This is a genomic window from Pseudomonas helvetica (genome assembly GCF_039908645.1).
Classification (GTDB): Bacteria; Pseudomonadota; Gammaproteobacteria; order Pseudomonadales; family Pseudomonadaceae; genus Aquipseudomonas; species Aquipseudomonas helvetica.
On sequence record NZ_CP150917.1, the window covers coordinates 1,365,340 to 1,384,631 of the forward strand.

General features: G+C 58.0%; 14 protein-coding genes. All 14 read left to right on the forward strand.

Going from position 1 to position 19,292, the window contains the following annotated elements; genetic code table 11:
• The first annotated feature begins 50 nt into the window (after positions 1-50).
• Entirely contained in the window at positions 51-1,403 is a 1,353-nt protein-coding gene (gene rseP / locus AABM55_RS06085) for a sigma E protease regulator RseP (protein WP_054595914.1), read from the forward strand.
• Between the two features lie 74 nt (positions 1,404-1,477).
• Positions 1,478-3,868, forward strand: coding sequence for an outer membrane protein assembly factor BamA (bamA, locus tag AABM55_RS06090; RefSeq protein WP_347929085.1), 2,391 nt, complete (start codon positions 1,478-1,480; stop codon positions 3,866-3,868).
• Between the two features lie 45 nt (positions 3,869-3,913).
• Positions 3,914-4,417 carry an OmpH family outer membrane protein gene (locus tag AABM55_RS06095; RefSeq protein WP_019692093.1) on the forward strand — a complete coding sequence of 168 codons (504 nt, stop codon included), beginning with the start codon at positions 3,914-3,916 and terminating at the stop codon, positions 4,415-4,417.
• A 3-nt stretch (positions 4,418-4,420) separates the two neighbouring features.
• Positions 4,421-5,476: a UDP-3-O-(3-hydroxymyristoyl)glucosamine N-acyltransferase gene (gene lpxD / locus AABM55_RS06100; protein WP_054595916.1), complete on the forward strand. Its 1,056-nt coding sequence runs from the start codon at positions 4,421-4,423 to the stop codon at positions 5,474-5,476.
• A 108-nt stretch (positions 5,477-5,584) separates the two neighbouring features.
• Entirely contained in the window at positions 5,585-6,025 is a 441-nt protein-coding gene (gene fabZ / locus AABM55_RS06105; protein ID WP_007978374.1) for a 3-hydroxyacyl-ACP dehydratase FabZ, read from the forward strand.
• The gene (lpxA, locus tag AABM55_RS06110; protein WP_103315513.1) at positions 6,022-6,798 is read left to right on the forward strand and encodes an acyl-ACP--UDP-N-acetylglucosamine O-acyltransferase; all 777 of its coding nucleotides are present in this window, start codon (positions 6,022-6,024) and stop codon (positions 6,796-6,798) included. The genes fabZ and lpxA overlap by 4 nt, the downstream gene beginning before the upstream one ends.
• A complete protein-coding gene (gene lpxB, locus AABM55_RS06115) occupies positions 6,798-7,934 on the forward strand; it encodes a lipid-A-disaccharide synthase (protein WP_347929998.1) in 1,137 nt (378 codons plus the stop codon). The genes lpxA and lpxB overlap by 1 nt, the downstream gene beginning before the upstream one ends.
• Before the next feature lie 11 nt (positions 7,935-7,945).
• The gene (rnhB, locus tag AABM55_RS06120) at positions 7,946-8,572 is read left to right on the forward strand and encodes a ribonuclease HII (protein ID WP_347929999.1); all 627 of its coding nucleotides are present in this window, start codon (positions 7,946-7,948) and stop codon (positions 8,570-8,572) included.
• A gap of 76 nt (positions 8,573-8,648) precedes the next feature.
• The gene (dnaE, locus tag AABM55_RS06125; RefSeq protein WP_347929086.1) at positions 8,649-12,170 is read left to right on the forward strand and encodes a DNA polymerase III subunit alpha; all 3,522 of its coding nucleotides are present in this window, start codon (positions 8,649-8,651) and stop codon (positions 12,168-12,170) included.
• Positions 12,171-12,323: 153 nt separating this feature from the next.
• Positions 12,324-13,271, forward strand: coding sequence for an acetyl-CoA carboxylase carboxyltransferase subunit alpha (locus AABM55_RS06130; protein WP_019692099.1), 948 nt, complete (start codon positions 12,324-12,326; stop codon positions 13,269-13,271).
• A gap of 202 nt (positions 13,272-13,473) precedes the next feature.
• Entirely contained in the window at positions 13,474-14,787 is a 1,314-nt protein-coding gene (gene tilS, locus AABM55_RS06135) for a tRNA lysidine(34) synthetase TilS (protein ID WP_347929087.1), read from the forward strand.
• A 274-nt stretch (positions 14,788-15,061) separates the two neighbouring features.
• Complete coding sequence (locus tag AABM55_RS06140; protein ID WP_054595921.1) at positions 15,062-16,693, forward strand: CTP synthase; 1,632 nt, start codon at positions 15,062-15,064, stop codon at positions 16,691-16,693.
• A gap of 5 nt (positions 16,694-16,698) precedes the next feature.
• Positions 16,699-17,544, forward strand: a complete 846-nt coding sequence (kdsA, locus tag AABM55_RS06145; RefSeq protein ID WP_054595922.1) for a 3-deoxy-8-phosphooctulonate synthase — start codon at positions 16,699-16,701, stop codon at positions 17,542-17,544.
• A gap of 163 nt (positions 17,545-17,707) precedes the next feature.
• A complete protein-coding gene (gene eno, locus AABM55_RS06150) occupies positions 17,708-18,997 on the forward strand; it encodes a phosphopyruvate hydratase (RefSeq protein WP_019692103.1) in 1,290 nt (429 codons plus the stop codon).
• Positions 18,998-19,292 lie beyond the last annotated feature (295 nt).

Consider the following 19,292-nt stretch of genomic DNA (forward strand, 5'->3'; position numbering starts at 1 on the left):
TGCGGCGGGTTTGCCCACAGCAGCACTGAATAGGATTGCGGAGAAAGTAGATGAGCGCGCTCTATATGATTGTCGGCACCCTGGTGGCTTTGGGCGTGCTGGTCACCTTCCATGAATTTGGCCATTTCTGGGTCGCGCGTCGCTGTGGCGTCAAGGTTCTGCGTTTCTCCGTGGGCTTCGGCCTGCCATTGCTGCGCTGGCATGACCGGCGTGGCACCGAGTTCGTGATCGCTGCCATCCCTTTGGGTGGTTACGTGAAGATGCTTGATGAGCGTGAAGGCGAAGTTCCGGCTGAGCAGCTTGATCAGGCCTTCAATCGCAAATCCGTTCGTCAGCGCATCGCCATCGTAGCTGCCGGGCCTATCGCCAACTTTTTGTTGGCACTGGCGTTTTTCTGGGTGCTGGCGATGCTTGGCACCGAGCAGGTGCGTCCTGTCATCGGCGCCGTTGAAGTCGGCAGCATGGCCGCCAAGGCCGGTTTGAGTCCGGGGCAGGAAATCGTCGCCATCGATGGTGAGCCGACTTCGGGTTGGGCAGCGGTGAATCTGCAGCTGGTCCGGCGTCTTGGTGAAAGTGGTTCGTTGCAATTGCTGGTGCGCGAACAGGGCTCTACCGCCGATTCGCCGCGCGAGCTGGTCCTGGATCACTGGCTCAAGGGGGCTGATGAGCCGGACCCGATTCGTTCGTTGGGTATCCGTCCTTGGCGTCCGGCATTGCCGCCTGTGTTGGCAGAGTTGGACCCTAAGGGCCCGGCGCAGGCAGCAGGCCTGAAGACCGGTGACCGTCTGCTGGCGCTCGATGGCCAGGCGCTGACCGATTGGCAGCAAGTGGTCGATTGGGTGCGTGTGCGTCCTGATACCAAAATTGTGCTGCATATCGAGCGTGACGGTGCTCAAATCGACGTCCCGGTTACCTTGGCAACTCGCGACAAGGCGAAAGTAGCCAGTGGTTATCTGGGTGCCGGGGTGAAGGCCATCGATTGGCCACCAGAGATGATTCGCGAGGTCAGCTACGGTCCCGTGGCCGCGATTGGCGAAGGTGCTCGACGCACCTGGACCATGAGTGTGCTGACCCTTGATTCACTAAAGAAAATGTTGTTCGGCGAGCTCTCGGTAAAAAACTTGAGTGGACCGATAACCATTGCTAAAGTGGCGGGCGCTTCTGCCCAGTCGGGTGTCGCTGATTTCCTGAATTTCCTGGCTTATCTGAGTATTAGCTTGGGTGTTCTGAATTTGCTGCCCATTCCTGTACTGGATGGGGGGCATCTGTTGTTTTATCTGATCGAGTGGGCGCGTGGTCGTCCCTTGTCGGATCGGGTGCAGAGTTGGGGGATACAGATCGGTATCAGTTTGGTGATCGGGGTGATGTTGCTTGCTCTGGTCAACGATCTGGGTCGACTGTAACGCTTCGCTGAATTGCGAATCTGCCGCATTTTGCGGCAGTTTGTTTATTGCCAGTTGGAATAAGAAAGGACTTCATGAAACGTCTGCTGCTAACTGCGGTTCTCACCGTATTGATGATCGCCGAAGTTCACGCCGAGTCCTTCACTATCTCCGATATTCGTATCAATGGCCTCCAGCGGGTATCCGCGGGTAGCGTCTTTGGTGCCTTGCCGTTGAACGTCGGTGAACAGGCGGATGATCGTCGCCTGGTGGAATCCACTCGTGCGCTGTTCAAAACCGGTTTCTTTCAAGATATCCAGCTGGGCCGCGATGGCAATGTCCTGGTCATTACTGTAGTCGAGCGCCCGTCGGTCGCCAGTATCGAGATCGAAGGCAACAAGGCGATCTCCACTGAAGACCTGATGAAAGGCCTTAAACAATCCGGTCTGGCCGAAGGCGAGATCTTCCAGCGTGCGACGCTTGAAGGCGTGCGTAACGAGCTGCAGCGCCAGTACGTCGCTCAAGGTCGCTACTCGGCCACCGTTGACACTGAAGTTGTTCCTCAGCCGCGCAACCGCGTTGGCTTGAAGGTCAATATCAACGAAGGCACTGTCGCGGCTATCCAGCACATCAACGTGGTGGGTAACACGGTTTTTCCTGACGAAGACCTGATCGACCTGTTCGAACTCAAGACCAGCAACTGGTTGTCGTTCTTCAAGAACGATGACAAGTATGCTCGTGAAAAACTTTCCGGTGACCTGGAACGTCTGCGTTCCTACTACCTGGACCGTGGCTATATCAACATGGATATCGCTTCGACCCAGGTGTCGATCACTCCGGACAAAAAGCACGTCTATATCACCGTCAACATCAACGAAGGTCAGAAGTACAACGTTCGTGACGTGAAGCTCAGCGGAGACCTGAAGGTCCCTGAAGACCAGGTCAAGGCGCTGCTGCTGGTGCAAAAAGGTCAGGTGTTCTCGCGCAAGCTGATGACCACGACTTCCGAGTTGATCACCCGTCGCCTGGGTAACGAGGGCTACACCTTCGCCAACGTCAACGGCGTACCGACTCCGCATGACGACGATCACACCGTTGATATCACCTTTGTGGTCGATCCGGGCAAGCGTGCCTACGTAAACCGTATCAACTTCCGCGGCAACACCAAGTCGGAAGACGAAGTGCTCCGTCGTGAAATGCGCCAGATGGAAGGTGGCTGGGCTTCGACCTACCTGATCGACCAGTCCAAGACCCGTCTGGAACGTCTGGGCTTCTTCAAGGAGGTCAACGTCGAGACTCCGGCTGTACCGGGTGTCGATGACCAGGTTGACGTGAACTACGCCGTTGAAGAGCAACCTTCCGGTTCGATTACTGCCAGCGTTGGTTTTGCTCAGAGCGCCGGTTTGATCCTGGGTGGTTCGATTACCCAGAACAACTTCCTGGGTACCGGTAACAAGGTCAGCATCGGCTTGACCCGTAGCCAATACCAGAGCCGTTATAACTTCGGTTATGTCGACCCGTACTGGACAGCCGATGGCGTGAGCCTGGGTTACAACGCTTTCTATCGCACCACTGACTACAAAAACCTCGACGTCAACGTATCGAGCTATGCGGTAGACAGCTTGGGCGCAGGTGTCAACGTCGGTTATCCGATCAGCGAGACTTCGCGTCTGACCTTTGGTCTGACGGCGCAGCAAGACAAGATCAAGACCGGTCAGTACACCGTTGACGAGATTTTCAACTTTGTTAACACGCAAGGCGACCAGTACCTGAACTTCAAGGCTTCGGCCGGTTGGTCTGAATCGACCCTGAACAAAGGCGTGCTGGCGACCCGTGGTCACTCGCAAAACCTGACACTGGAAGCCACTACCCCGGGCAGCGATCTGTCCTTCTTCAAGCTCGACTACCGTGGTCAGTTGTTCCAGCCATTGTCTGAGAACTACACCATGCGCCTGCACACCGAACTGGGTTACGGTGATGGTTATGGTTCTACGAACGGGCTGCCGTTCTACGAGAACTATTATGCTGGTGGTTTCAACTCGGTACGCGGTTTCAAGGACAGTACATTGGGGCCTCGTAGTACGCCGAGTCGGGGTGCTGGGACAACCGGGAATCAGGGCACACTCGCCGACCCGGACCAGGATCCGCTGCCATTTGGTGGTAACGTCCTGATTCAAGGTGGTGTAGAAGTTCTCTTCCCATTGCCTTTCGTCAAGGACCAGCGATCCCTGCGTACCTCTGTGTTCTGGGACGTCGGTAACGTGTTCGACTCCAAGTGCGACCAGGTCAAGAATACCAATGGCACTCCTTCCAATACGCAGTGCAACGACATCAGCCTGAGCAATATGGCCAGTTCGGTGGGTGTAGGTGTGACATGGGTTACCGCCCTTGGTCCGTTGAGCTTTGCCTTGGCAATGCCGGTCAAGAAACCGGACAGCAATGCGGAGACTCAGGTGTTCCAATTCTCCCTCGGTCAGACTTTCTAATAGCCTGATCCAAGATAACGACAATGGATTTTGTAGGAGTGCATCGTGCGTAAGTTGACTCAATTGGTTCTCCTGGCAACTGTCCTGGTAGCAACCCCGGCATTTGCCGAAATGAAAATCGCGGTACTGAACTATCAAATGGCTCTGCTGGAATCTGACGCGGCGAAGAAGTACGCCGTGGATGCCGAGAAGAAGTTCGGGCCACAGCTGACCAAGCTGAAAACCCTGGAAAGCAGTGCCAAAGGCATTCAGGATCGTCTGGTAAGCGGTGGCGACAAGATGGCCCAGGGCGAGCGTGAGCGTCTTGAGCTTGAATTCAAGCAAAAGGCCCGTGACTTCCAGTTCCAGTCCAAAGAACTGAACGAAGCCAAAGCCGTTGCTGACCGTGAAATGCTGAAGCAGCTCAAGCCGAAACTGGACAGCGCTGTGGAAGAAGTCATCAAGAAAGGTGCTTTTGACCTGGTCTTCGAGCGTGGCGCAGTGATTGATGTCAAGCCTCAGTACGACATCACTCGCCAGGTTATCGAGCGCATGAATCAGCTGAAGTAATCCATGACAGCGACTATAAAGCTCGGTCAATTGGCCGAGTTCCTCGGGGCCACTCTCCGTGGCTCCGCGGAGAAAGAAATCACTGGGCTAGCCACCTTGCAGGAGGCTGGCCCAGCTCAGTTGAGCTTTCTGGCAAACCCCCAATACCGTAAATATCTGGCTGACAGCCAGGCCGCAGCCGTGTTGCTGAAGGCCGCTGACGCAGAAGGTTTTGCCGGTGATGCGCTGGTTGTGCCTGATCCGTATGCGGCGTACGCCCGGGTTTCCCATCTGTTCGACCCCAAGCCCAAGGCTGCTGCCGGTATCCATCCGACAGCGGTGGTGGCAGCGGACGCAGTGGTTGATCCGGCTGCGAGCATTGGCGCGTTTGCCGTGATCGAAAGTGCTGCGCGAATTGCCGCCGGCGTGACGGTCGGTGCCCACTGCTTCATCGGTGCGCGCAGCGAGATCGGTGAGGGCGGCTGGTTGGCCCCGCGTGTGACGCTGTACCACGACGTACGCATCGGCAAGCGCGTGGTGATTCAGTCCGGTGCCGTGCTCGGTGGTGAAGGCTTTGGTTTTGCCAACGAAAAAGGCATCTGGCAGAAGATCGCCCAGGTGGGTGGGGTATTGATCGGTGACGATGTGGAGATTGGCGTGAATACCGCCATCGACCGCGGTGCGTTGGCTGACACCATCATCGGCAATGGCGTGAAGCTCGATAACCAGATTCAGATCGCCCACAACGTGCAAGTCGGTGATCACACCGCCATGGCGGCGTGCGTGGGGATTTCCGGCAGCACCAAAATCGGCAAGCACTGCATGCTGGCAGGTGGTGTGGGGCTGGTCGGACACATTGATATTTGCGACAACGTATTCCTGACCGGGATGACCATGGTGACTCACTCGATTACCGAGCCGGGTTCCTATTCCTCCGGGACAGCTATGCAACCGGCTGCCGAGTGGCGCAAAAGCGCCGCACGTATCCGTCAACTCGATGATATCGCGCGACGTCTGCGACAGCTGGAAAAGCGTGTTGGGGACGTGACCCCTGACGGCAATGCTTCATCAGATGGCTGATACCATTTCCATATCAAGTGTGCACAGCCGTTAGACTGCCTCCTTGATTTGCTAGAGGAGTGTGCGTCAGTCGCGCGCTCCCAATCTTTACATAGGCTTCCCCCCGAAATGATGGACATCAACGAGATTCGCGAATACCTGCCTCACCGTTACCCGTTCCTGTTGGTGGACCGGGTAGTGGAGCTGGATGTTGAGGGCAAGCGCATTCGCGCCTACAAGAATGTCAGCATCAACGAGCCGTTCTTCAATGGTCACTTCCCGGCGCATCCAATCATGCCAGGCGTATTGATCATTGAAGCGATGGCTCAGGCTGCCGGGATCCTTGGTTTCAAAATGCTCGACGTCAAGCCGGCCGATGGCACGCTTTACTACTTCGTCGGCTCCGACAAGCTGCGTTTCCGCCAGCCGGTTCTGCCGGGCGATCAGTTGATTCTTGAAGCCAAGTTCATCAGTTGCAAGCGTCAGATCTGGAAGTTCGAATGCCAGGCTTCGGTCGATGGCAAGCCAGTCTGCTCTGCTGAAATCATCTGTGCGGAACGCAAGCTATGAGTTTGATTGACCCTCGCGCAATCATCGATCCGACGGCCATTCTGGCCGACGACGTCGAGGTCGGCCCATGGTCGATCGTCGGCGCTGGTGTGGAAATCGGCGAGGGAACAGTGATTGGCCCGCACGTGATTCTCAAAGGGCCGACGCGTATTGGTAAGCACAACCGCATTTACCAGTTTTCCTCGGTAGGTGAGGACACGCCCGATTTGAAGTACAAGGGTGAAGAAACCCGTCTGGTGATCGGTGACCACAATGTGATCCGTGAAGGCGTGACGATTCACCGTGGCACCGTTCAGGATCGTTCCGAAACGACCCTGGGCGACCACAACCTGATCATGGCCTATGCCCACATTGGTCATGACAGCGTTATCGGCAATAACTGCATCCTGGTCAACAACACCGCGTTGGCTGGTCATGTGCATGTCGATGACTGGGCGATCCTGTCAGGCTTTACCCTGGTTCATCAGTATTGCCATATTGGCGCCCACAGCTTTTCCGGTATGGGCACAGCCATTGGCAAGGATGTTCCAGCCTATGTCACGGTGTTCGGCAACCCTGCCGAAGCCCGCAGCATGAACTTCGAAGGCATGCGTCGCCGTGGTTTCAGCGAAGAGGCGATCCACGCATTACGCCGTGCCTACAAAGTGGTTTATCGCCAGGGTTTGACAGTCGAACAAGCGCTTGCCGAGTTGGCCGAGCCGTCGGAAGAGTTTCCGGAAGTCGCGATATTCCGTGACTCCATTCAGTCTTCGACTCGCGGCATCACCCGTTAATCATGGCCAGTCTGCGTGTTGCACTGGTGGCGGGCGAAGCCTCCGGCGATATTCTGGGCGCAGGTCTGATGCGGGCGCTCAAGGCACAGCATCCTGCGGTTGAGTTTATCGGTGTCGGCGGTCCGCTGATGCAGGCTGAAGGTCTGACGTCTTACTTCCCGATGGAGCGTCTGGCGGTCATGGGCCTGGTCGAGGTGCTCGGCCGCTTGCGTGAGCTGTTGGCTCGTCGCAAAAAACTGATCGCGACCCTCATCGCCGAAAAGCCAGATGTTTTCATCGGCATCGACGCTCCGGATTTCACCCTTAACATCGAACTCAAACTGCGTCAGGCCGGGATCAAGACCGTGCATTACGTCAGCCCATCGGTTTGGGCATGGCGTCAAAAGCGCGTGCTGAAGATTCGCGAAGGCTGCGATCTGATGCTCACGCTGTTCCCGTTTGAAGCCAAATTCTATGAAGAGAAAGGCGTGCCGGTGCGGTTTGTCGGTCACTCCCTGGCCGATGCGATTCCTCTTGAGGCTGACCGCTCGGCTGCGCGCGCCGAACTGGGATTGCCAGAAGACGCCCCGTTGGTTGCGCTGATGCCAGGCAGTCGGGGTGGGGAGGTTGGGCGCCTGGGGGCCTTGTTCCTCGACACCGCCGAGCGTTTGCGGGCCATGCGGCCGGGTGTGCGGTTCGTCATGCCGTGCGCCAGCCCCGAGCGCCGTGTGCAGCTCGAAGAACTGTTGGCGGGCCGCGATTTGCCGGTGACCTTGCTCGATGGCCGTTCCCATCAGGCGCTGGCCGCTTGCGACGCGGTGCTGATTGCTTCGGGAACCGCCACGCTGGAAGCGCTGTTGTACAAGCGGCCGATGGTCGTGGCGTACCGCTTGGCGCCGCTGACGTTCTGGATTCTCAAGCGCATGGTGAAAAGCCCTTACATCTCCTTGCCGAATTTGCTGGCCCAGCGTCTGCTGGTGCCCGAATTGCTGCAAGACGATGCGACCCCCGAGGCATTGGCGCTGACGCTGTCGCCATTGATCGATGGTGGTGAAGAGCAAACCACCGGTTTTGACCAGATTCACCGGACCTTGCGTCGCGACGCCTCGAACCAGGCCGCAGATGCCGTCCTCAATCTGATCGGCAAATCTCAGTGAGTAACGTAAAGATGCAAATGGGTCTGGATTTTACCCTCGTCGCAGACGTCGAAGATCTGGTCGCCGGTGTCGATGAGGTGGGTCGTGGCCCGCTTTGCGGCGCTGTGGTGACGGCGGCGGTGATCCTCGATCCGAACCGGCCGATTCTCGGGCTCAATGACTCGAAAAAACTCACCGAAGCACGCCGTGAAAAGCTCTACGACGAAATCTGCGAGAAAGCCCTGAGCTGGTGCATCGCACGTGCCGAAGTCGAAGAAATCGATGAGCTGAATATTCTGCACGCCACCATGCTGGCCATGCAGCGTGCCGTCGAAGGTCTGCACATCACGCCGAAGCTGGCGATGATCGACGGCAACCGCTGCCCGAAGCTGGCCATGCCGGCTGAAGCGGTGGTCAAAGGCGATAGCAAGGTTCCGGCCATCGCAGCGGCATCGATTCTGGCGAAAGTCAGCCGTGATCGCGAAATGGCGGCATTCGAATTGGTTTACCCGGGTTATGGTATCGGCGGCCACAAAGGCTACCCGACGCCCGTTCATCTGGAAGCCTTGGCCCGACTGGGGCCGACACCAATTCACCGGCGTTCGTTCGCGCCGGTGCGCCTTGCTTATGAGGCCCGCGAGGGTTTGATCGAGAGCTAGTCACAAGGCTGATGTTTTTGCCAAGGCCCGGTACAATCCGGGCCTTGTTGTCTTCACGTTTTCAGACAGGATCACTATGCCGGCTTCATTCGTTCACCTACGCCTGCACACTGAATACTCCCTGGTCGACGGTCTGGTGCGGATCAAACCGCTGGTCAAGACCCTGGTCGGCATGAACATGCCTGCCGTGGCGGTCACCGACCAGAACAACATGTGTTCCCTGGTCAAGTTCTACAAAAACGCCATGGGCGCCGGGATCAAGCCGATCTGTGGCGCTGACCTGTGGCTGTCGAACAAGGATCCTGACAATCCGCTGAGCCGGATCAGCTTCCTGGCGATGAACGCCGTTGGCTACCGCAACCTCACCGAGTTGATTTCGCGTGGCTTTATCGATGGCCAGCGCAATGGCCAGGTCATCATCGAGCGCGAGTGGGTGGCCGAGGCCAACGAAGGCTTGATCATGTTGTCGGCGGCCAAGGAGGGCGAGATTGGTATCGCCTTGCTCGGTGGCAATCCTGATGAGGCCGAGACTCTGGCCCGGGAGTGGATGGCCGTATTCCCGGATCGCTTCTATCTGGAAATCCAGCGCACCAATCGCCCCAACGACGAAGAACAGTTGCACGCCGCCGTGGCCCTGGCTGACAAGATCGGCGCACCGCTGGTGGCCACCAACGACGTGCGCTTCATCAAGCAGGAAGACTTCGCCGCTCACGAAACCCGCGTATGCATCGGTGAAGGGCGGGCGCTCGACGATCCGCGCCGCTCGAAGAACTACAGTGACCAGCAATACCTCAAAAGCGCCGAGGAAATGGCCGAGTTGTTCAGCGACTTGCCCGAAGCGCTGGAAAACACCGTCGAGATTGCCAAGCGCTGCAATATCGATGTGAAGCTCGGCAAGCACTTCCTGCCCAACTTCCCGATTCCCGATGGCATGACCATCGACGAGTATTTCCGCAAAGTCTCCTTTGACGGCCTGGAAGAGCGCTTGAGCGTTCTGCTGCCCAAGGACACCACCGAAGATTACGAGGCCAAGCGTCAGGTCTATGTCGACCGGTTGAATTTCGAGCTGGATATCATCATCCAGATGGGCTTCCCCGGTTACTTCCTGATCGTTATGGACTTTATCCAGTGGGCCAAGAACAACGGCGTACCGGTAGGTCCTGGCCGTGGGTCGGGTGCCGGGTCGCTGGTGGCCTATGTGCAGAAGATCACCGACCTCGACCCGCTGGAATATGACCTGCTGTTCGAACGTTTCCTGAACCCGGAACGGGTATCCATGCCCGACTTCGACGTCGACTTCTGCATGGACGGTCGTGACCGGGTGATCGACTACGTGGCCGAGAAATACGGCCGCAACGCGGTAAGCCAGATCATCACCTTCGGTTCCATGGCAGCCAAGGCTGTGGTCCGTGACGTGGCGCGGGTGCAGGGCAAGTCCTACGGTTTGGCGGATCGTCTGTCGAAGATGATCCCCTTCGAAGTCGGCATGACCCTGGAAAAAGCCTACGAGCAGGAAGAAATCCTCCGCGACTTCATCAAGGTCGATGAAGAGGCCGCGGAAATCTGGGAGATGGCGCGCAAGCTTGAAGGCGTTGTGCGTAACGTCGGCAAGCACGCCGGTGGTGTGGTGATCGCACCGACCAAGCTGACCGACTTCTCGCCGATCTATTGCGACGAAGAAGGTGGTGGCCTGGTAACCCAGTTCGACAAGGATGACGTCGAGGCGGCCGGTCTGGTGAAGTTCGACTTCCTGGGGCTGCGAACCCTGACCATCATCGATTGGGCGCTGAAAACCATCAACCGCGACCGCGCCAAGGTCAATGAGCCGCCGCTGGATATTGCGTTTATCCCGCTGGACGACAAGCCGACCTATACGCTGCTGCAAAAAGCTGAAACCACCGCGGTATTCCAGCTCGAGTCGCGCGGCATGAAAGAGCTGATCAAAAAGCTCAAGCCCGACTGCCTGGAAGACTTGATCGCACTCGTGGCGTTGTTCCGTCCAGGCCCGTTGCAATCGGGCATGGTGGATGACTTCATCAACCGTAAGCACGGTCGCGCCGAGCTGGCGTACCCGCACTCGGATTACCAGTACGAAGGCCTCAAGCCAGTATTGGCGCCGACCTACGGCATCATCCTGTATCAGGAACAGGTGATGCAGATCGCTCAGGTCATGGCCGGTTACACCCTCGGTGGTGCGGACATGCTGCGTCGGGCCATGGGTAAGAAAAAGCCCGAAGAAATGGCCAAGCAGCGGGGCGGCTTCATTGAAGGTTGCGCGACCAATAATATCGATGCTGACCTTGCCGGTAACATTTTCGACCTGGTGGAGAAATTCGCCGGTTACGGCTTCAACAAATCCCACTCTGCCGCCTACGGCCTGGTGTCGTACCAGACTGCCTGGCTGAAAGCCCACTACCCGGCGCCGTTCATGGCGGCGGTACTCTCGGCGGATATGCACAACACCGACAAGGTCGTGACCTTGATCGAAGAAGTGCGGACCATGAAGCTGCGCCTCGACGCGCCGGACGTGAACACCTCGGAGTTCAAGTTCACGGTGAACGACGAAGGCCGGATCATTTACGGTCTGGGGGCGATCAAGGGGGTCGGTGAGGGGCCGGTTGAAGCGATTACCGAAGCGCGTCAGGAAGGGCCGTTCAAGGATCTGTTCGATTTCTGCGCTCGTGTCGACCTCAAGCGCATTAACAAGCGGACCCTCGACGGGTTGATCCGCAGTGGTGCGCTGGACCGGCTCGGCCCGTACTTCCACGACGAACCGAAAGCCTATCAGGCCAACATCGACCGCAATCGCGCAGTCTTGCTGACGGCCATGGAAGAAGCGATCAAGGCGGCCGAGCAGACCGCACGGACCCACGACAGTGGCCACGCCGACCTGTTTGGCGGTCTGTTTGTCGAGGAAGACGCCGACGTCTACGCCAATCACCGCAAGGCCAAGGAACTGACGCTCAAGGAGCGCCTGAAGGGGGAGAAAGATACCCTGGGGCTGTACCTGACCGGTCACCCGATTGACGAATACGAAGGTGAAATCCGCCGCTTTGCCCGTCAACGCATCATCGATTTGAAACCGGCGCGTGATACACAGACGGTCGCGGGCATGATCATCGCCTTGCGGGTAATGAAGAACAAGAAGGGCGACAAGATGGGGTTCATCACCCTCGACGACCGCTCGGGGCGGATCGAAGCGTCGCTGTTTGCCGAGGCGTTCCATTCCGCGCAGTCGCTGTTGCAGACTGACGCGATGGTGGTGGTCGAAGGCGAAGTCAGCAATGACGACTTCTCCGGTGGCCTGCGCTTGCGGGTCAAGCGGGTGATGAGCATGGAGGACGCACGCACCAACCTGGCCGAAAGCCTGCGCTTGAAGGTCCAGACCCAAGACCTCAAAGGCGATCAGCTACGCTGGCTGGGTGAGTTGTTCAAGCGTCATCGTGGTGCGTGTCCGATTACCATGGAGTACACCAGTCCTGACGCCAAGGCCTTGTTGCAGTTCAGCGAGACCTGGCGAATCGATCCGGCGGATGCCTTGATTCAAGCCCTGCGTGACCAGTTCGGGCGAGACAACGTCTTCCTCCAATACCGTTGACGGTCAGGTGCCATTCTTTACCTTTGAAAGCTTGGCCTTGACCTTGACCCAATTTTTAATCTCGACCTGAACGCGCCTGTCCCTTAAGGTAAGGCGCGAATAGACAACCGGCCGGCCCAAGCTCTCTTGGACGTCGACCCAAGACGGACGCCTATGAACCCGAATTTTCTTGATTTCGAACAGCCGATCGCCGACCTGCAAGCCAAGATCGAAGAGTTGCGCTTGGTCGGTAATGACAATTCGCTGAATATCGGCGATGAAATCTCCCGCTTGCAGGACAAGAGCAGCACGCTCACCGAAGACATCTTCGGCAAGTTGACCAGCTGGCAGATCGCGCGTCTGGCGCGTCACCCACGTCGCCCGTACACCCTGGACTACATTGAACACATTTTCACCGAGTTCGATGAATTGCACGGTGACCGTCACTTCTCCGACGACGCTGCGATTGTCGGCGGTGTTGCCCGTCTGGACGACCAGCCGGTGATGATCATCGGCCACCAGAAAGGCCGCGAAGTGCGCGAGAAGGTTCGCCGCAACTTCGGCATGCCGCGCCCTGAGGGCTACCGCAAGGCCTGCCGTCTGATGGAAATGGCCGAGCGTTTCAAAATGCCGATCCTGACGTTCATCGACACCCCGGGTGCATACCCTGGTATCGACGCTGAAGAGCGTAACCAGAGCGAAGCGATTGCCTGGAACCTGCGTGTCATGGCCCGCCTGAAAACCCCAATCATCGCCACCGTGATCGGTGAGGGTGGTTCCGGCGGTGCGCTGGCGATCGGCGTTTGCGACCAGCTGAACATGCTGCAGTACTCGACCTACGCGGTGATCTCGCCGGAAGGTTGCGCCTCGATCCTGTGGAAAACCGCCGAGAAAGCCCCGGATGCCGCTGAAGCCATGGGCATCACCGCCGAGCGCCTGAAAGGCCTGGGTATCGTTGATAAAGTGATCAGCGAGCCGCTGGGTGGCGCGCACCGTGATCCGGCCGCTGCTGCTGCCTCGATCCGTGCGGAACTGAGCTCGCAACTGGCGATGCTGAAGAAGTTCGACAACGACGCGCTGCTGGCCCGCCGTTATGAGCGCCTGATGAGCTACGGTCTCTGATCGAGCACAGCTCTCTGTAGGAGCGAGTCTTGTTGTGGTGAGGGGGCTTGCCCCCGTTGGACTACGAAGTAGTCCCAAATACAGTCGATGCGATCGAACGAATCGACCTTTTTGCGACGGCTACGCCGCCGAACGGGGGGCAAGCCTCCTCACCACAAGTTCATCGCGTGCAAGCTTTGCTCCTGCAGGTTTGGGGATGTTCATGAGCCTTTCAGCTGCACTTCTCAAACGCCTGGCTCCCTGGCACACCGCGCCGACCTGGCGTGTCGCTTTCTCCGGTGGTCTCGACTCCACCGTTCTGCTGCACCTTCTTGCGCAACTCGCAAAAAAACACTCCCTGCCTGAACTCAAAGCCATTCACATCCATCACGGTCTCCAGGCTGCGGCTGATGCGTGGCCGGGGCATTGTCAGACGGTGTGTGACGCCCTGGGGGTGCCATTGGAGGTTATTCACGTTCAGGTTCAGCCTGGGGCGAGCCTGGAGCGCGCGGCGCGCGAGGCGCGGTATGGCGCCTTTGTCGAGGCGACTCAAGCCAATGAGCTGCTACTCACGGCGCAACACCAGAACGATCAGGCGGAAACCCTCTTGTTCCGCCTGTTGCGCGGGGCAGGGGTGAGAGGTTTGTCGGCGATCCCGTCACAGCGTCCTTTGGGCCGTGGTTTTTTGCTGCGACCGTTGCTTGAGGTGTCGCGGGCTGAACTCGAAGCCTATGCCGTCGAGCATCAGTTGAGCTGGATCGAGGATCCGTCGAACGCCGATCAACAGTTTTCTCGTAATTACCTTCGCCAGCAGATTTTTCCAGCGCTCACTCAGCGTTGGCCACAGGCCGTGGCCACCATCGCCCGCAGCGCCGCGCATTTGAGTGAAGCGCAGGGTTTGCTCGATGATTTGGCCGAGATGGATCTGGCGCCCGCCGCAACGGTCAGCGAATTCGATTGGCTGGGCGTGCCGTCGTTGGAAATGGCTGCGCTTGAAACGCTTTCCGCCGCCCGCCAGCGCAATGCTCTCAGCCACTGGCTGGCGCCGTTGACGCGGATGCCGGACAGCGACCATTGGTCGGGTTGGGAAAATTTGCGCGATGCAGCGACGGATGCTCGGCCGATCTGGCGCCTGGCGGACGGTGAGTTGCATCGTGCGAACGGGCGAATCTGGTGGTTGTCCGGCCATTGGCTGAACCGCCCCGAGCCGGCTCCGCTTTGGCCTGATCCGTCGCTGGCACTGCTGCTGCCGAACAACGGCCGGTTGACCTTCTGCGGGACCATCCCTGCCGGCGTATTAAGCGTGCGCTACCGGCAGGGCGGTGAAATCATGCATTTGCCGGGGCGCGGGCATCGCGACCTCAAGCGTTTGCTCAATGAAAGCGGCCTGCCGCTGTTTGCCCGTGGCAGATTGCCGCTGCTCTTCTGCAATGAACAATTGCTCGCGGTGGCAAACCTGCGTGGGCTCGACGGTAGTGCGGGGGGAAACGGTCTTTTGCGGTGGCAGCCAGCGATCAACGATCAAGGTTTGAGCTGAAAGGGGCTTTCCGGTAGACTACGCTCCCTTCTTGATACAACTTCTGTGGATTCAGCTGAATTGCAGGAGTTGCCGATTACCAAGCAGTCTTTGCTGGGCGATTCCAAAAAATGTGTAGCGAGCAACGTACCGGTGATTCTTCTTCCGGTCTGTCCCAACGCGGCGGTTTTTTTGAAAGATGCACTGTAATTAATGCAGGTGATCGGGGGCTTCGGCCTTCCTTCGCTTTCCCCGGCGGCTCGGACCGCTTTAACGCAGACTTCTAGGGTTTTTCATGACGCGCTACATATTCGTCACGGGCGGTGTTGTTTCTTCATTGGGGAAAGGCATTGCATCGGCTTCATTGGCGGCCATCCTGGAGGCGCGGGGACTTAAGGTCACCATGCTCAAGCTGGACCCGTACATCAACGTTGACCCGGGCACCATGAGCCCGTTCCAGCACGGTGAAGTGTTCGTCACTCACGACGGCGCCGAGACCGACCTGGACCTGGGCCACTACGAGCGGTTCATCCGCACGACCATGACCCAGAACAACAACTTCACCACCGGCCGTGTCTACGAGCACGTCCTGCGCAAAGAGCGCCGTGGTGATTACCTGGGCGCAACCATCCAGGTGATTCCGCACATCACCGACGAAATCAAGCGCCGCATCATCAAGGGTGCAGGCGATGCCGACGTGGCGATGGTCGAGATCGGTGGCACCGTGGGTGACATCGAATCCCAGCCGTTCCTCGAAGCCATCCGTCAATTGCGTTTCGAAGTCGGCGCCAAGCGCGCGATGCTGATGCACCTGACACTGGTGCCGTACATCGCCACTGCCGGCGAAACCAAAACCAAGCCAACTCAGCACTCGGTCAAGGAACTGCGTTCCATCGGCCTGCAGCCAGACGTGCTGGTGTGCCGTTCCGACCACCCGATCGATATCTCTTCGCGTCGCAAGATCGCGCAGTTCACCAACGTTGAAGAACGTGCGGTCATCGCGCTGGAAGACGCCGACACCATCTACAAGATCCCGGGCATCCTGCATTCCCAGGGCCTGGATGATTTCGTCGTCGAGCGTTTCGGCCTGCAATGTGGCGGCGCCGATCTGTCCGAGTGGGAAGCCGTGGTCGATGCCAAGCTCAACCCTGAGCACGAAGTCACCATCGCCATGGTCGGCAAGTACATGGAACTGCTGGACGCCTACAAGTCGCTGATCGAAGCGATGAGTCATGCCGGCATCAGCAACCGTACCAAGGTCAACCTGCGTTACATCGACTCCGAAGACATCGAGAACCAGGGCACCGCGCTGCTGGAAGGCGCTGATGCGATTCTGGTGCCAGGCGGCTTCGGTTTGCGTGGCGTGGAAGGCAAGATCACCGCCGTTCAATACGCTCGCGAAAACAAGGTTCCATATCTGGGTATCTGCCTGGGCATGCAAGTCGCCGTGATCGAGTTCGCCCGTAACGTGCTGGGCTGGAAAGACGCCAACTCCACCGAATTCGATCGCACCAGCGGTCACCCGGTCGTGGGTCTGATCACCGAGTGGGAAGATGCCACCGGTGCCGTTGAAACCCGTTCCGAATCGTCCGATCTGGGCGGCACCATGCGTCTGGGTGCTCAGGAATGCCTGCTGGAAGCCGGCTCCCTGGTTCACGATTGCTACGCCAAGGACGTGATCGTCGAGCGTCATCGTCATCGCTATGAAGTGAACAACAAGCTGCTGCCGCAACTGATCGAAGCCGGTCTGAAAATCTCCGGTCGTTCCGGTGACGGTGCGCTGGTTGAAGTGGTTGAAGCGCCGAACCACCCATGGTTCGTTGCTTGCCAGTTCCACCCGGAGTTCACCTCGACTCCGCGCGACGGCCACCCGTTGTTCAGCGGTTTCGTCAAAGCAGCTTTGGCTCAACACCAGAAGAAGGCTTGAACCTGATGGCTCAGAAGATCATCCGCGTAGGCAACATCGAAATCGCCAACGACAAACCGATGGTGCTGTTCGGTGGCATGAACGTGCTGGAAAGCCGTGACATGGCGATGCAGGTCTGTGAAGAGTACGTAAAGGTCACCGAGAAACTCGGTATCCCTTACGTGTTCAAGGCCAGCTTCGACAAGGCCAATCGTTCGTCGGTAACCTCCTATCGGGGCCCCGGCCTCGAGGAAGGCATGCGGATTTTCCAGGACATCAAGCAAGCCTTTGGCGTGCCGATCATCACCGATGTCCATGAGCCTGAGCAGGCTGCAGTTGTCGCTGAAGTCTGCGAGATCATCCAGTTGCCGGCCTTCCTGTCGCGCCAGACCGATCTGGTCGTCGCGATGGCCAAGACCGGCGCTGTGATCAACATCAAGAAAGCCCAGTTCCTCGCCCCTCAGGAAATGAAACACATCCTGAGCAAATGCGAAGAGGCCGGTAACGATCAGTTGATCCTCTGCGAGCGTGGTTCGAGCTTCGGCTATAACAACCTGGTCGTGGACATGCTCGGCTTCGGCATCATGAAACAGTTCGAATACCCGGTGTTCTTCGACGTGACCCACGCGCTGCAAATGCCGGGTGGTCGCTCGGATTCTGCCGGCGGACGCCGTGCGCAGGTCACCGACCTGGCCAAGGCGGGCATGAGCCAGTCGCTGGCCGGCCTGTTCCTGGAAGCGCATCCGGATCCGGACAACGCCAAATGTGACGGCCCTTGCGCCTTGCGTCTGGACAAACTGGAGCCATTCCTGGCTCAGCTCAAGGCTCTGGACGAGTTGGTGAAGAGTTTTCCGACGGTAGAAACCGCGTAATCCTCAATTCTCCGGTAAAGTACCGCTCGATTTATCGCTCTGGCCCGCTGGCCGCACTGCTCTTGTAGGAGCAGGGCTTGCCAGCGATGGCGTCCTTGAGGGCCCCATCGCCGGCAAGCCGTGCTCCTACAGCGTTTTCGTCAACTTTGGAGTGTTTACAACAATGGCAAAAATCGTCGACATCAAAGGTCGTGAAGTTCTCGACTCCCGTGGCAATCCCACCGTCGAAGCGGACGTGCTTCTCGATAACGGCATCATCGGCAGCGCTTGCGCGCCGTCCGGTGCTTCCACCGGTTCGCGCGAAGCGCTCGAGCTGCGTGATGGCGACAAGAGCCGTTACCTGGGCAAGGGTGTACTGAAAGCTGTAGCCAACATCAATGGCCCGATTCGCACCGCGCTGCTGGGTAAAGACCCGGTTGACCAGAAAGCCCTCGACCGCATCATGATCGAGCTGGACGGTACCGAGAACAAGGGCAGCCTGGGCGCCAACGCAATCCTCGCCGTGTCGCTGGCTGCTGCCAAGGCTGCTGCCCACGACCAGGACCTGCCGCTGTACGCACACATCGCCAACCTGAACGGTACTCCGGGTGTTTACTCGATGCCGGTTCCGATGATGAACATCATCAACGGTGGCGAGCACGCCGATAACAACGTCGACATCCAGGAGTTCATGGTTCAGCCAGTGGGCGCCAAGACTTTCTCGGAAGGTCTGCGCATGGGCACCGAGATTTTCCATCACCTCAAAGCTGTACTGAAGGCTCGTGGCCTGAGCACTGCGGTGGGCGACGAAGGTGGTTTCGCACCGAACCTGGCGTCCAACGAAGATGCACTGAAAGTAATCTCCGAAGCCGTGGCCAACGCTGGCTACAAACTGGGCACCGACGTGACCCTGGCTCTGGACTGCGCGGCCAGCGAATTCTACGAAGACGGCAAGTACAACCTGTCCGGTGAAGGCCAGGTGTTCACCGCCGAAGGTTTTGCCGACTACCTCAAAGGCCTGACCGAACGTTACCCGATCATCTCCATTGAAGATGGCCTGGACGAGTCCGACTGGGCTGGCTGGAAAATCCTCACCGACAAAATCGGCGAAAAAACCCAGCTGGTGGGCGACGACCTGTTCGTGACCAACACCAAGATCCTGAAAGAAGGCATCGACAAGAAGATCGCCAACTCGATCCTGATCAAGTTCAACCAGATCGGCACCCTGACCGAAACCCTGGAAGCGATCCAGATGGCCAAGGCCGCTGGTTACACTGCCGTGATCTCGCACCGTTCCGGTGAAACCGAAGATTCGACCATTGCCGACCTGGCTGTGGGCACTTCGGCTGGCCAGATCAAAACCGGTTCGCTGTGCCGTTCCGACCGCGTTTCCAAGTACAACCAACTGCTGCGCATCGAAGAGCAATTGGGCGGCAAAGCCAAGTACAACGGTCGTGGCGAATTCCGCGGCTAAGCTTGGGTAGTTAAAAAGACACCGGATTGTGTCGAAAAAATCGCAGCATCAGTCCCTGTAAAAACGTAGCGAGCGCAGAAAAGACAAGGCAAAAACAGGCGAGGACGCGGAGTTTACGTGTTGTAAATGAACAGTCCGAGCCTGTTTTTAACGCAGTATTTTCAAACGCAGTAGTTTTTACAGTGACTGATCGGGATTTTTGCCACTAATCTGATGCCTTATAAGTACGAGCCTGGTTCTTCCAGGCTTCGTGCTATCAGAAGCTTTAAAGTTGGCATGGCTGTCTTTTTTCACT

Bases quoted from the DNA above. Each gene is read 5' to 3' on its own strand.
- AABM55_RS06130 (WP_019692099.1), top strand. From the start codon at position 12,324: ATGAACCCGAATTTTCTTGATTTCGAACAGCCGATCGCCGACCTGCAA.
- tilS (WP_347929087.1), top strand. From the start codon at position 13,474: ATGAGCCTTTCAGCTGCACTTCTCAAACGCCTGGCTCCCTGGCACACC.
- dnaE (WP_347929086.1), top strand. From the start codon at position 8,649: ATGCCGGCTTCATTCGTTCACCTACGCCTGCACACTGAATACTCCCTG.
- rseP (WP_054595914.1), top strand. From the start codon at position 51: ATGAGCGCGCTCTATATGATTGTCGGCACCCTGGTGGCTTTGGGCGTG.
- AABM55_RS06140 (WP_054595921.1), top strand. From the start codon at position 15,062: ATGACGCGCTACATATTCGTCACGGGCGGTGTTGTTTCTTCATTGGGG.
- rnhB (WP_347929999.1), top strand. From the start codon at position 7,946: ATGCAAATGGGTCTGGATTTTACCCTCGTCGCAGACGTCGAAGATCTG.
- fabZ (WP_007978374.1), top strand. From the start codon at position 5,585: ATGATGGACATCAACGAGATTCGCGAATACCTGCCTCACCGTTACCCG.
- eno (WP_019692103.1), top strand. From the start codon at position 17,708: ATGGCAAAAATCGTCGACATCAAAGGTCGTGAAGTTCTCGACTCCCGT.
- kdsA (WP_054595922.1), top strand. From the start codon at position 16,699: ATGGCTCAGAAGATCATCCGCGTAGGCAACATCGAAATCGCCAACGAC.
- lpxA (WP_103315513.1), top strand. From the start codon at position 6,022: ATGAGTTTGATTGACCCTCGCGCAATCATCGATCCGACGGCCATTCTG.
- bamA (WP_347929085.1), top strand. From the start codon at position 1,478: ATGAAACGTCTGCTGCTAACTGCGGTTCTCACCGTATTGATGATCGCC.
- lpxD (WP_054595916.1), top strand. From the start codon at position 4,421: ATGACAGCGACTATAAAGCTCGGTCAATTGGCCGAGTTCCTCGGGGCC.